This is a genomic window from Halomonas sp. V046 (assembly GCF_052645355.1).
Window position 1 is genome coordinate 1 of the sequence record NZ_JBQXYF010000012.1, and the last position, 13905, is coordinate 13905.

Genomic DNA, 13905 nt, shown 5'->3' on the forward strand with positions numbered 1-13905 from the left:
CGGCCAGGGTCAGCTTCTTGGCCGGCAGGTGGTGGTGCAGCACCTCGTTGCCGTCGACGTGGGGGAAGTGCTCGTGCTTGACGCCGCCGAAGTAGGGGAAGGCGACTCGGGCCACGCTGTCGTGGGCAGTGTCGAGGCTCAGGCGCAGCGAGATGTCCTTGCCGTCGGCGTCCAGCGGCTCGAGATTCCACTTGCCTTGCACGCCGTCGTTCTCGCCCCAGCGAAAGCCGATGGAGCCGCGCGGCACCACCAGCTGGTCGCGGGTCTCGTCCCAGGCCACCGTCTTCCACTCGGGGTTGTTGTCCTGGCCGAGGTTGGCGTCGAAGTCGGCGGCGCGCAGCTGCTTGCCGGGGGCGAAGCTGCCGTCTTCACGCGGCTCCAGGGCCACCAGGAAGGGCATGTCGGTGTAGCGGCGCACGTAATCGGTGAAGTAGGCGCTGGGCTTGTCGAGATGGAACTCCTTCAAGATCACATGGCCCATGGCCATGGCCAGCGCGGCGTCGGTGCCTTGCTTGGCGGAGAGCCACTCGTCGGTGAGCTTGGAGACCTCGGCGTAGTCCGGGGTGATGGAGACCGTCTTGGTGCCCTTGTAGCGCACCTCGGTGAAGAAGTGGGCGTCGGGGGTACGGGTCTGGGGCACGTTGGAGCCCCAGGCGATGATGTAGCCGGAGTTGTACCAGTCGGCGGACTCGGGCACGTCGGTCTGCTCGCCCCAGGTCTGGGGGCTGGCCGGCGGCAGGTCACAGTACCAGTCGTAGAACGACAGGCAGACGCCACCGATCAGCGACAGGTAGCGGGCGCCGGCGGCGTAGGAGACCATCGACATGGCCGGAATCGGCGAGAAGCCGATGACCCGGTCGGGGCCGTATTGCTTGGCGGTATAGACGTTGGAAGCGGCGATCAGGGTTTGGACTTCGTCCCAGTCGGCACGGACGAATCCGCCCATGCCCCGGGCTTTCTTATACTCATTGGCGAGAATCGGATCTTCGACGATGGAGGCCCAGGCGTCGACCGGATCGGGATGCGCCTCGAGAGACTTGCGCCATAGCTTGATCAGCTCCTGGCGGATCAAGGGGTACTTCAGGCGGTTGGCACTGTACAGGTACCAGGAGTAGCTGGCGCCACGCGGGCAGCCGCGGGGCTCGTGGTTGGGCAGGTCGGCGCGGGTGCGGGGGTAGTCGGTCTGCTGGGTTTCCCAGGTGACCAGGCCGTTCTTGACGTAGATCTTCCAGCTGCAGGAGCCGGTGCAGTTGACCCCGTGGGTCGAACGCACGACCTTGTCGTGCTGCCAGCGCGAGCGGTAACCGTCCTCCCAGTCGCGGGTCTCGTCACGGGTCTCGCCGTGGCCGTTCGCGAATTGCGGTGGGCGTCTAGTCAGGTATCTCAGACGATCGAGAAAATGACTCATGGGGGTCTCCTCGAGGGCCCCCCGCAGGGGGCCATGCTTAACGGTCCTTGTGGGACTCGACTATCACGGTCTTACGAAAGGGCGTTGGCCGTAGCCGCAGCCGTGGGCACCGGGCTGGCTTTGGTGTCACGGTCCAGCTCGATCTCTGCCCCCTTGCGGCTGTAGTAGAACCAGGTCAGGCCGGTGCAGACGGCGTAGAACACGATGAAGCCGATCAGGGCTGCCTCGGCGCCGCCGGTCAGGTCCAGCGAGGTGCCGAACGACTTGGGAATGAAGAAGGCACCGTAGGCGGCGATGGCCGAGGTGAAGCCGATGGTGGCGGCGGACTCACGCTCGGCGTGGACCAGTTGCTCGTCACGGGACAGCTCGGGCATCAACCGCGGCACTTCGTGGCGGAAGATCGACGGAATCATCTGGAAGGTGCTGGCGTTGCCGACGCCGGTGGCGAAGAACAACAGCATGAAGGCGCCGAAGAAGCCGTAGAAGGCAATCGACGATTCCTTGTTCATCAGGAAGAACAGCACGCCAACGACGCCGAGGATCATGCTGATGAAGGTCCAGAAGGTGACTCGGGCACCGCCGAAGCGATCCGCCAGGCCGCCGGTGTAGGCGCGGCTCAGGGCCCCGACCAGCGGGCCGAGGAAGGCGAACTGCAGGGCATCGACCATCGGGAACTGGGTCTTGGTCAGCAGCGGGAAGCCGGCGGAGAAGCCGATGAAGCTGCCGAAGGTGCCGGTGTAGAGGATGCACATCAGCCAGTTGTGCTTGCGCTTGAAGATCACCGCCTGTTCCTTGAACGATGACTTGGCGCTGGCGATGTCGTTCATGCCGAACCAGGCCGCGATGGCGGCGATGGCGATGAAGGGCACCCACACGAAGCCGGCGTTCTGCAGCCACAGTTCACCGCCTTGCTGCATCGGCTGAGCCTCGCCGACCAGCAGGCTGAAGACCCCGGTGGTGATGACCAGCGGCACCAGGAACTGCATCACCGAGACGCCGAGATTGCCAAGCCCGGCGTTCTGCGCCAGTGCTGTGCCTTTTTCGCGCTTGGGGTAGAAGAACGAGATGTTGGCCATGCTGGAGGCGAAGTTGCCGCCACCGAAGCCGCACAGCAGCGCCAGGATCACCATCACCAGATACGGGGTCTCGGGATTCTGCACCGCGAAGCCGATCCAGATCGCCGGCAGCAGCAGGGACGCCGTGGACAGCGCGGTAAAGCGGCGGCCGCCGACGATCGGCACCATGAAGCTGTAGAAGATGCGCAGGGTGGCACCGGAGAGACCCGGCAGGGCGGCAAGCCAAAACAGCTGGTTGGAGCTGTAGTTGAAGCCGACCTGGGGGAGCTTGGCGACCACTACCGACCACACCATCCAGATGCTGAAGGCCAGCAGCAGGCAGGGAATCGAGATCCACAGGTTACGCGTAGCGATCTTGCGTCCGGTGGCTTTCCAGAAGCCTTCGTCCTCGGGGTGCCACTCGTTGAGCACGAAGCGGCTCGGAGTGGACAGCTCCGGCAGGTCGGTGGACTCGCAGCGGTCGCGTGCCTCGATACGAATGGCCTTCACGATCGCGTAGTGCATCCACAAAAGGGCAGCCGCGGCGACGGCAAACATCAGCATGAAGCAGCTCTGCCAGATGCCGATGACGTCGTTGAGCATGCCGAAGGTCAGCGGCAGGAAGAAGCCGCCGAGGCCCCCGACCATGCCCACGGCACCGCCGACCAGGCCAACGCTCTTCGGGTAGTAGACCGGAATGTGCTTGAATACCGCCGCCTTGCCCAGCGACATGAAGAAGCCGAGCACCATGGTCAGGCCGATAAAGCCGATCAGTGGCATGGCAAACGAGAAGGACACCGGGCCATGTACGCCATCGACGGTGTAATCGGTGGGCGGGTAGCTGAGCAGGAAGGTGCAGGCGACGCAGGCGATCAGGGTCCAGTACATGACCCGACGCGCGCCGTAGCGGTCAGACAGCCAGCCACCGAGGACCCGGAACAGTGAGGCCGGAATGGTGTAGAGCGCGGCAACGATGCCGGCGCCGGCCAGGCTCAGGCCGTAGACCTCGATCAGGTAGTGGGGCAGCCACAGGGCCAGCGCCACGAAACCGCCGAAGACGAAGAAGTAGTACAGCGAGAAGCGCCATACGCGAACATCGGCCAGGGGCGCGAACTGCTCCGACAACGGCTGATGCTTGGCGTTGCGGCTCTTGCTCAAGGGGTCGGGCTTGGCCAGCAGGATGAAGACGACCCCCATGACCGCGATGACGCTGGCGTAGACCAACGCCGTGCCCTGCCAGCCCATCGCCATGAGCAGGAAGGGCGCGCCGAAGTTGGTCACCGCGGCGCCGACGTTACCGGCACCGAAGATGCCCAGCGCCGTACCCTGGCGTTCCTTGCCGTACCAGGCCGAGGTGTAGGCGACACCGACGATGAAGGAGCCACCGGCCAGACCGACGCCGAGCGCGCCGATCAGCAGCATGGTGTAGCTCGTGGCGAAGGTCAGCAGATAGACACAGGCGGCGGTGGCCAGCATCAGCAGGCCGAAGACCCAGCGCCCGCCGAAACGGTCGGTGAGCACACCGAGGAAGAGGCGGCTGATCGAGCCGGTCAACACCGGGGTGGCCATCAGCAGGCCGAGTTGGGTGTCGGAAAGACCGAAGTCTTCCTTGATCTGGATGCCAAGGATGGAAAAGAGAGTCCAGACCGCGAAGCAGAGCGTGAACGCCAGGGTGGATAACCCCAGCGCTCTGTTCTGCTGTTGTCTGGGAATCGCGTCTTGATTGACCATGAGCTGTCCTCGTTAGGGAACCGGGTAACGCTCCCGAACCTTGCTACAATGTATCTGGTAGACGCCTGATTGCGGTCAAAGGAATTGCCGCTTATATCCAGCGCCCTTTCCGTCTTACCTCCTAGGGGGTACCCAGGTGTTTCTGTGCGTGTCGTCGCGTATTATCAAACAGTGCAGATGAGCCTGTAATGCTTGATAACCGAAGGTTGAGGCGAACATGATCTGGGTCAATTACCGGTGGATTTGAAGGTGACACCCGCGTTTTCTATCCGTCGTTCTCTAATGTTGCGAATGCTGATCGCCATGGCGGCGATCTCGCTGTTGGCGCTGATCAGTCTGCTGGGCTCGATCGTGATCGCCAAGAGCGCCAGCGGCTATGCCGACGCCATCAATCAGGCAGGGTCGCTACGTATGCAGGCGTACCGCTTGCTTTCCACGGTGGAGCTGTTACCGGTTGATCATCCTCGGCGGCGCTGGCAACGCGATCGGCTGGAGGCAACGTTGACGGCAAATTCCATCGTCGCCTTGATTCCACGGAGCGAGGATGATCCGCTTCGCCAAGCCTATAAAAACGTCGTTCAGTCCTGGAATGATGACCTCGATCCCTCGCTGCAGGACTTCGAGAAAAGGGACATCTACCAACTCGAAGATCGGGTCGTAGATTTCGTGGATAGGGTCGAAGTTCTGGTGGGTAGGCTGCAACGATACGCGGAATCAAAGGTGATATTTCTCGAGGTGTTTCAGGGCGCCGCACTGACGGTGTTGATGATCATCATGGTGATGATTGTCTATCGAATCGTATGTGGCGTTATGCCGCCTTTTCGAAGCCTTATTCGTGTCGTCAACGGTGTGATGGTCGGCGATTTTTCCGGCCGGACAACCTACCGCGGTAGCGACGAGCTGGGACTGTTATCCCGTACAATCAATAAGATGAATGCGAGCCTGTCGGAGATGTACGGCCAGTTGGAGAAACGGGTGGCGGCCAAGACCCACGAGCTAAAGCGCAGCAATGATGCATTGCGGATGCTCTATCTCACCGCTCGCCGGTTGAATGGCGTAACGCCGTTGACCCACGATGAGTTGATCGATGTTCTACGCCAGCTCGAATCCGTGACCGATGAAGGCCCCTTCGAGCTTCGGTTGAGTAAAGATGCCGACCAGGGGCCTATTACCAGCCTCAACTCACGACGCCTTACCGTTATTGCCCCCCCGACTGCGGCGCAGGGCAACCAGGTGGAACCGGGCAATGGTAACGTCGACACCGGCCTTCAGCGGGGTGGCATCGACCGTGCGGCTACCGCCATGGGGAGCCAGGAAGGCGTGGAAAGGGGCAATGAGTACGCGGTACGGGTGCGAGAAGCCGGACGCGACTTCGGCGAGCTGCGGGTGTATCAGCCACCCGGGCACATGCTGGCCCAGTGGAAGGTGGAGCTGATCGAAACCGTCGCGGGCCTGATCGCCGCGGCCATGTCACTCGCCGAGAAGTCCGACGAACAGCGACGCCTGTCCCTGATGGACGAGCGCGCCGTGATCGCCCGTGAGCTTCACGATTCCCTGGCTCAGTCGTTGTCCTACTTGAAGATCCAGGTCACCCGCTTGCAGATGCAGATCGACAACAATCGCCCGGACGAGGTGGCCAAGGTCGTCGCGGAGCTGCGCCATGGCCTCAATTCCTCCTACCGTCAGCTGCGAGAGTTGCTCAACACCTTTCGCCTGCGCGTCCATGAGGCGGGACTGGAAGCCGCACTGGACGAAACGGTGCTCGAGTATTCCAAGCGCGGTGACTTCGCGCTGCGGATTCGCGGCCAGTGGAGCGGCCTGCAGTTGACGCCCAATGAAGAGATCCACGTGTTGCAGATCGTGCGCGAGGCGCTTTCCAACGTGGCGCGTCATGCCAGGGCGCGTCACTGCGAGGTGAGCATCGTCCTCGAGAAGGACCGCAGCTATCGGCTGTCCGTCCAGGACGATGGGGTCGGCATCGGGCCCGAGCCGGACCCCTCCATTTCCCACGGCATGGCGATCATGGCGGAGCGCGCTCGCAGTCTATGCGGCAGCCTCGAGATTACCGCGGCCGAGCCTTACGGCACCCACGTTTCCGTGCGCTTTCTGCCGCGCCTATTGAATCGGCTGCCCATGGCGGCCGGGTGACAGCTGACCTCGGCCCCTCCGAGGCACCATTTTACGAGACAACGAGACAACGAGAATCGCTATGAGCATGCTGCGCTTAATGATAGTGGACGATCACCCCCTGTTCCGGCGGGGCGTGCGTCAACTGGTGGATATGGATCCTGGCCTCGTGGTGGTCGGCGAAGCCTCCGATGGTGCAGAAGCCGTGAGGAAGGCGGTGGAGCTGGCGCCTAACCTGATCCTGCTGGATCTCAACATGCAGCCGATGGATGGCATCGAGGTGCTGCGACGCATGCGCGATGCCCGGGTCAAGAGCCGCATCGTCATCCTGACGGTGTCGGACGCCGACGAGGATGTCGTGCGGGCCCTCAGGGAGGGTGCCGATGGCTACCTGCTCAAGGACATGGACCCCGAAGAGGTGCTGCGCCTGATCCGTGAAGCGGCCCAGGGCCAGATCGTGCTGGGGCCGCAGATGGCGTCGCTGCTGGCGAGCGTGGTCAAGGGCGAACTGCCCACCGGTGGCGACGATGGCATGTCGTGCCTGACCGCACGGGAGCGAGACATCCTGCGTACCCTGGCGCGCGGGCTCTCGAACAAGATGATTGCCCGAGAGCTCGATATCGCTGAGGGAACGGTCAAGGTCCACGTCAAGCACCTGTTCAAGAAGCTCGATCTGCGCTCACGGGTCGAAGCCGCCGTGTGGGCGACCAAGCATGGCCTCGGGTGATCGTCGAGCATCGACGTGATCGGCTCTCTTTTACCCGCGGATAGCGTGGGGCATCGCGCGGAGAATCGCGCGACGCAAAGGGCCGGCGCGAGGCGTCAAGATCGCCAGCCGGGCTCGTTGTGCGGGATACATGGCGCGACTGGCAGGGTCGACGACAGCGCCAGGATTGACGATAACGCCAGGATTGAAGGTAACGCCAGGAGCGGCAAGACCATCTAGAGCAACAGCGCGTGCCGCAAGACGGCACACGGCATGAAAAGCGGCGCCCGGGAGACCCCGGGCGCCGCTTCACCTTGGCTGGGCGAGTGACTCATGGCGTGAGCCGCGCTGGCGTACGCCGCGCCCAGCACCTGGCCGTCGATCAGGCGTTGACGGCGGCGACGGCCTTGGCCAGGTACGGCAGGTTCTCCTGGGAGAAGCCCGCCACATTAGCGCGGCCCGAGCGCACCATGTAGATGCCGAATTCGTCGCGCAGGCGATCCACCTGTTCCGGCGTCAGGCCGGTGTAGGAGAACATGCCACGCTGCTCGGCGATATGGGCGTACTTCTCGTCGAGCCCGTAGGGCTTGAGGGCCTCGACGAAGTCGCGACGCAGGGTGTTGATGCGGTCGCGCATCTCGGTGAGCTCTTCGCGCCAGATCTGGGTAAGCTTCTCGTCGTGGAGGATCTCGCTGACGATGGAGCCACCGTGGGCCGGCGGGTTGGAGTAGTTCTCCCGGGCGACGATGGCGATCTGGGAGCGCACGTCTTCCATCTCGTTGGCGTCCTTGGCGACCACGATCAGGCAGCCGGTGCGCTCGTTATAGATGCCGAAGTTCTTGGAGCAGGAGCTGGTGATCAGCACGCTGTCGAGGTTTTCGGCCAGCAGGCGCACGGCGAAGGCGTCTTCCTCGAGGCCCTCGGCGAAGCCTTGGTAGGCAAAGTCGACCAGCGGCAGCAGATCACGTTGCTTGACCACCTCGAGCACCTGTTGCCACTGTTCGCGGTTCAGGTCGAAGCCGGTCGGGTTGTGACAGCAAGCGTGCAGCACGACCACGTCGCCGTGGGGAATCTGCTTCAGCGCGCCGAGCATGCCGTCGAAGTCCAGACGGTTATCGGCGTCGACGTAGGGGTACTTGTGAAGCGCGATGCCGGCGGCGGTGAAGATGCCATGGTGATTGGGCCAGGTCGGGTCGCTGACCCAGATGCCCTTGCCGGGCAGTTGGGTGGCAACGAAGTCCGCGGCCAGGCGCAGCGCGCCGGTGCCACCGGGGGATTGGGTCGCGCTGGCGCGGCCGGACTCAAGCACCGGCGAGCCTTCGCCCAGCACCATGGGCAGCACCACTTCGGCGTACTGCGGGGCGCCGTGGGAGCCGATGTACGTCTTGGTGACCTCGTTGTTGAGCAGCAGAGCCTCGGCGTCCTTTACCGCACGCATCACCGGGGTGTTGCCCTTCGCATCGCGGTAGACGCCGACGCCAAGATCGACCTTCTGGGGATTGGTGTCCTTCTTGAAGGCCTCGATGAGCCCGAGGATGGCATCCCCGGGAACCCGCTCAATCTTCTCGAACATTTTACTCTGCTACCTCGTCGGTTCTGGCCGCTAGGATGAAATCGTTCTTGTGCAGGCCCTTCATTTCATGGGACCACCAGGTCACGGTCACCTTGCCCCATTCGGTCAATAGCGCGGGGTGGTGGCCGACTTCCTCGGCGATGTCGCCGACTCGGTTGGTGAACGCGAGGGCCTGCTTGAAGTTGCGAAACGTAAAGCCACGCTCCAGTTGCATGATGCCATCGCGCTCGACTATCTGCCACTCGGGGATGTCCTGGCGATACTGCTCGAGCTCGGCGTCGGTAACGTGGGGGGCGTCCCAGCTGCAGGCTTCACACTGCTGTTCGGAAAGCTGGCTCATGGTGTCTCCTTGACGGGCGTTAGGCCCATTGGTGGTGATCAGAAAGCGCTCGGGCGCGTGAACCCAAGGCGCCACCTTGGCATGGCGCTGGGCCAGGACCCAAACCGATCAGGACTTGGGGGTAAAGCGCGGGGCGAACAGCCCTTGCGAACGTGCTTCGTCGACCAGCGCCATGATGTCCTTCTGGGCGAGATCATGGAGGGTTTCCAGGCTGTCGAGCACGTAGTAGAGCGGTTGCAGAATATCGATGCGGTAGGGCGTGCGCAGGGCATCGAGGGGGTCGAAAGGCGCGTGTACCGGCGTCTTTGACATGGCGTGCAGGGTTTCCTTGGGCGATGAGATGATGCCGCCGCCATAGATGCGACGTCCTTCTGGCGTCTCGACCAGGCCGAATTCCACCGTCATCCAGTACAGCCGTGCCAGGTAGCCGCGATCCTTGGGGGCGGCGTTGAGGCCGAGTCGGCCGTAGGTCGCGGTGAACTCGGCGAAGGCCGGGTTGGTCAGCATCGGGCAGTGGCCGAAGACCTCATGGAAGATGTCGGGTTCCTTCAGGTAGTCGAGCTCCTCGGGGCTGCGGATAAAGGTGGCCACCGGGAAACGCCGGTTGGCGAGCAGCTCGAAGAAGGTGTCGAAGGGAATCAACGCCGGTACCTGGGCGGTCTCCCAGCCGGTGGCGTCACGCAGGACACGATCGATGTCGGCGAGCTGCGGGATGCGGTCGCGGGGCAGGTCCAGGCGGTCGAGGCCATCGAGGTATTCCTGGCAGACGCGCCCGTCGATCAGCTCGAGCTGGCGATCCATCAGGGTCGCCCAGGTAGCGTTCTCGGTCTCGTTCCAGTGGATGACGCCGTGTTCGTCGGGAAGACGTGCCTGGTACTGGGTGGCCTTGGACGCCGCCGCTGCCGTTGCCGGAGTCCGAGCGGTGTGGCCGTTGTCAGGCATGGCGCTGTGGCTGGCCGTCTGAGGGGCTGTCATGATTTCTCCCGTGCGCTGTTGGGGTCTTGTTCGTCGCCTTGGGGCGGCTCCCGTGGGAGCCATTGCATAGCGGCAGTCTAGGCATGGCCGCCGGCCTTGTGTCAGCGGGACTCGGCGGGTTTCGGGAGGGCCGGATGCCGTGGCTGTCAGGTTTTCCTGACAGCGGTGAGGGCGGGGAGGCGCGGACAATGAAAGAGCCGCGACGAAAGCCTTCGAGAGGCGTAAACTGTCACGCTTTCTTTACAACTCAGTCAGCCACGGCTGACAGCCGATTTGCCCAGGGCAACAATCGTGCGTCGCCGCTGATCTAGATCAGGAATATGGTGCATGCGTCTCAGATTTCACTGTCAGAATCGTATCGGCATCCTGCGTGATATCGTCGGTCACTTCGCCGACTATGGCCTCAATGTCGCCCGGGGCGAGGTCGGCGGTGAGCATGGCAACGCCATCTATCTGCACGTGCCCAATCTGCTCAACGCCCAGCTCGCGACCCTGAAGCCGGATCTGGAGAAGGTCCCCGGGGTGTTTGGCCTGCGTCGGGTCAGCCTGATGCCGAGCGAGCGGCGTCACCTTGAGCTCGACGCGTTGCTGTCCTCGCTCACCGACCCGGTGATGTCGATCGACATGGAGGGTCATCTGGTGGCCGCCAATCGCGCCGCCAGTCAACTGCTCGGCGTGCGCGTCGATGAAGTGCCCGGGCTGTCGCTGGATCGCTATCTGCCGGATCTCGACCTGCCTGAGCTGATTCGGCGCAACAATGCCCGGGTCAATGGCCTGCGCATTCACCTGCGCGAGTCGACCTTTCTGGCCGATATCGCGCCACTTCACCGCGAGAACCACGATGACGTGGCGTCCCTCGCCGGAGCCGTGGTCACCTTGCATAGCGTCGATCGCATCGGTGAGCGGATCTATCAGGTGCAGCGCCAGGAGTCCCGTGGCTTCGAGGCGATGTTCGCCGCAAGCCCCAGGCTCGCCGCACTGATTCACGAAGCCCGTCGCATGGCGCCGCTGGATGCGCCGCTGTTGATCTTCGGCGAGACCGGTACCGGCAAGGAAGTGTTGGCGCGGGCCTGTCACCTGGCGAGCCGGCGCGGCCAGGCACCGTTCATGGCGCTCAACTGTGCCGGCCTTCCCGAGTCGATGGCCGAGACGGAGCTGTTTGGCTATGCCCCCGGGGCCTTCGATGGGGCGCGGCCCGAGGGCAAGCTGGGGCTGTTGGAGCTGACCGCCGGGGGCACCATCTTCCTCGATGAGGTGGGCGAGATGAGCCCGCGGCTGCAGGTCAAGTTGCTGCGCTTTCTGCAGGACGGGGGCTTTCGTCGGGTCGGCAGTGACGAGGAGACCTACCTCGACGTCCGGGTGATCTGTGCCACCCAACAGGACCTGCCGGAGCTGTGCCAGGTCGGCGTATTTCGCCAGGACCTCTATCACCGCCTCAATGTGCTGTCGCTGGCGGTGCCGCCCCTGCGCGACTGTCTGGATGGCATCGAGCCGCTGGCCGGGCACTTTCTCGACCGTGCCGCGCGCCAGATCGGCTGCGCCTTGCCTAGTCTGTCGCCGCCCGCCGTGGCGCGACTGGCCGGCTATCACTGGCCGGGCAACGTGCGCCAGTTGGAAAACGTGCTCTTCCAGGCGGTATCGCTGTGCGAGAGCGGCATCATCGAGGCCAACCACCTGCGCCTGCCCGATGTCGGCGCCGGGCGGGGGCTGGGTGGCATCGAGCTCGGCGGCTCGCTGGCCGAGATCACCTCGGAGGTCGAGCGCCGGGTGCTCGCGGCGCTGTATCCCCAGCACCCCTCGAGCCGACTGCTCGCCAAGCGCCTTGGGGTGTCGCACACCACCATCGCCAACAAGCTCAATCGCTACGGCATTGCGCAGGACAAGGCCGGCGACTAGCCGTCAGACCAGCGGCGTCACGGCGTCGACCACGTCACGGTAGCGCTGGCTTTCCAGGGCGGCGAACCCGGATAGCCGCCGGGCCTTGAGGCGGGTCAGCCACGGCGAGGTGATGCCACACAGAAACCGCGTGGCCAGGTGGACGTCGAAGGGCGAGTCCGGCGCCTGTTGCGACAATGCATCGCGCAGCGGCGACAGCCAGGCCAGCAGTTGCTCCGACGGCGGCATCGTCGGCGGCGTAGCAGCGGGCAGGCGGGCCGCCTCGCCGCGACAGGCGGAGCAGTGGCCGCAGCGGCGTGGTGCGGCGGTGTCGCCGAACCAGTCGGCCAGGCGAGCGCTCAGGCAGTCGTCGGCCTCGAACAGAGTCAGCATGTCGGAGAGTCGCGTGATCTCGGCATCGGCACGTTCGACGAAGTCGCGGTGAAGGCTGTCGCTCAGGGCGTCCGGCTCGACCGGCGCGAGCACTTCGAAGACCTCCGTCATCTGCTTGGCTTCCAGCGTGATCAGCCCCTGTTCGGCGAAGTAGTCCAGCGCGCGCAGGACCCGGGGGCGTGATACATCGATGCCGCGCTGGCCGCCGACGGTCTCCAGGGCCGCAAAGTCCAGGCTGTACCAGGTGCGTGCCTTGTTTGCCGCCTCGAGGATCGCCTGAATGAAGGCCCCACGCTCGGCGTTGAAGCGCGCCAACAGCGTCTCGGCGGGTTCTTCGAGGCGAAAGCGATAGTCGGCGAAATAGCTATGGCTCGGGCGCAGCACGCCGGCCAGTTCCAGCTTCACCAGCAGGGTCTTGAGCGGCAGCGGGCGGATGTCGGTGTGCGCGGAAAGCGCCGTGAGGGTCAGTTCCCAGCGTCGGTTCGCGCTTCGGATGTCCTCAAGGACGCTGCGAATGCCGTGGCGCGGTGGCACGTCGCCGTGGACGAAGTTCTCGAGCACGGCGAGGTGCTCGCGGCCGGCCAGCATCAGGCATTCCGAGCGTTGCCCATCGCGTCCGGCGCGGCCGATCTCCTGGCTGTAGTTCTCGATCGACTTGGGCAGGTCGAAGTGCACCACGGCGCGAATGTCGGCCTTGTCGATGCCCATGCCGAAGGCGATGGTCGCGACGATGCAAGGCAGGCGCCCGGCCATGAAGTCGGCCTGCAGGCGCTGGCGGATCTCGGCATCGAGGCCGGCGTGATAGGCCGCTGCGGGCAGGCCCGCAGCGGCGAGGTAGGCGGCCAGGCGCTCGGCCGTCTGCTGCAGGGTGACATAGACGATGGTGGCGGCGGGCGAGCTGGCGGAGCCCAGTCTGGGCTTTAACCATTCGACCAGGCGCCGGGGGCGCTCGTCGCTCTGGACCGGCGCCACCGACAGGTCGAGGTTGGGGCGGTAGAAACCGGTGGAGACGACATCGCTTTCGGCGATGGAAAAACGCCGGCACATGTCGTCGATCACCCGAGGGGTGGCGGTGGCCGTGAGCAGCAGCACCTGCTCGATGGCGAAATCGCGCCGGTAGTCGGGCAGCTTCAGGTAGTCGGGGCGGAAGTTGTGACCCCATTCCGAGATGCAGTGGGCCTCATCCACCACCAGCAGCGAGATCGGCACGCGGCGGATGAACTCGCGAAAGCGTTCGTTCTTGAGCCGCTCCACGGAAATCATCAGCACCTTGAGCCGACCCTCCCGGGCGTCGCGCATCACCGCCTGGGTCTGCTCGCGGTCCTGGCCCGAGTCGATGCTGCCGGCATTGATGCCGCGACTCTTCAGCGCCGCCAGTTGATCCTGCATCAGCGCCAGCAGGGGCGAGATCACCAGCGTCAGGTGCGGCAGGTGCAGCGCCGGCAGTTGGTAGCACAACGACTTGCCGGACCCGGTGGGAAAGATCGCCGCCGCCGAGCGTCCCTGGGTCAGGGCCTCGATCACCGGACGCTGGCCGGGACGAAACTGGTCGTGGCCGAAGACTCGAGACAGGGTCTGGTCGATGCTGAGGGTCATGGCAAGGCACCTGGCTGGGGCGTGGAAGAGATGCGGCGCGGCGCGCCGACAGGCACCCTAGCGCGTGGCGCGGGGCTTGACCACCGGCGGTGGTGCCGCGATCTTGCGGTGGCCCCATGACCCCCT

At 64.4% G+C, this 13905-nt stretch carries 9 protein-coding genes; 3 read left to right on the forward strand and 6 right to left on the reverse strand.

The window, feature by feature from the left end; translation table 11 throughout:
* Both ACUN9Y_RS16265 and ACUN9Y_RS16270 read right to left on the reverse strand, forming a co-directional pair.
* Positions 1–1408: molybdopterin-dependent oxidoreductase (locus ACUN9Y_RS16265; RefSeq protein WP_445461775.1), on the reverse strand; the 1408-nt coding region annotated here is incomplete at its 3' end.
* A gap of 71 nt (positions 1409–1479) precedes the next feature.
* Entirely contained in the window at positions 1480–4194 is a 2715-nt protein-coding gene (locus tag ACUN9Y_RS16270) for a nitrate/nitrite transporter (protein ID WP_445461776.1), read from the reverse strand.
* 282 nt (positions 4195–4476) lie between these two features.
* On the opposite strand from ACUN9Y_RS16270, the gene ACUN9Y_RS16275 reads away from it, so the two are divergent.
* Positions 4477–6342 carry a histidine kinase gene (locus ACUN9Y_RS16275; protein ID WP_445461777.1) on the forward strand — a complete coding sequence of 622 codons (1866 nt, stop codon included), beginning with the start codon at positions 4477–4479 and terminating at the stop codon, positions 6340–6342.
* Positions 6343–6403: 61 nt separating this feature from the next.
* Positions 6404–7048 (forward strand): two-component system response regulator NarL, encoded by a 645-nt coding sequence (gene narL / locus ACUN9Y_RS16280; protein WP_445461778.1) that lies wholly within the window; start codon positions 6404–6406, stop codon positions 7046–7048.
* A 361-nt stretch (positions 7049–7409) separates the two neighbouring features.
* Here narL and ACUN9Y_RS16285 read toward each other — a convergent pair whose 3' ends face one another.
* The 3 genes from ACUN9Y_RS16285 to phhA all read right to left on the reverse strand — a co-directional run bounded on the left by ACUN9Y_RS16285 (position 7410) and on the right by phhA (position 9882).
* The gene (locus ACUN9Y_RS16285; protein ID WP_445461779.1) at positions 7410–8600 is read right to left on the reverse strand and encodes an amino acid aminotransferase; all 1191 of its coding nucleotides are present in this window, start codon (positions 8598–8600) and stop codon (positions 7410–7412) included.
* Position 8601: 1 nt separating this feature from the next.
* A complete protein-coding gene (locus tag ACUN9Y_RS16290) occupies positions 8602–8940 on the reverse strand; it encodes a 4a-hydroxytetrahydrobiopterin dehydratase (RefSeq protein WP_445461780.1) in 339 nt (112 codons plus the stop codon).
* Positions 8941–9048: 108 nt separating this feature from the next.
* Positions 9049–9882: a phenylalanine 4-monooxygenase gene (gene phhA / locus ACUN9Y_RS16295; RefSeq protein ID WP_445461895.1), complete on the reverse strand. Its 834-nt coding sequence runs from the start codon at positions 9880–9882 to the stop codon at positions 9049–9051.
* Positions 9883–10242: 360 nt separating this feature from the next.
* On the opposite strand from phhA, the gene ACUN9Y_RS16300 reads away from it, so the two are divergent.
* Positions 10243–11811, forward strand: coding sequence for a sigma-54-dependent transcriptional regulator (locus ACUN9Y_RS16300; RefSeq protein ID WP_445461781.1), 1569 nt, complete (start codon positions 10243–10245; stop codon positions 11809–11811).
* 3 nt (positions 11812–11814) lie between these two features.
* Here the strand turns inward: ACUN9Y_RS16300 and ACUN9Y_RS16305 are convergent, their stop codons facing one another.
* Entirely contained in the window at positions 11815–13779 is a 1965-nt protein-coding gene (locus tag ACUN9Y_RS16305) for a RecQ family ATP-dependent DNA helicase (protein WP_445461782.1), read from the reverse strand.
* Positions 13780–13905 lie beyond the last annotated feature (126 nt).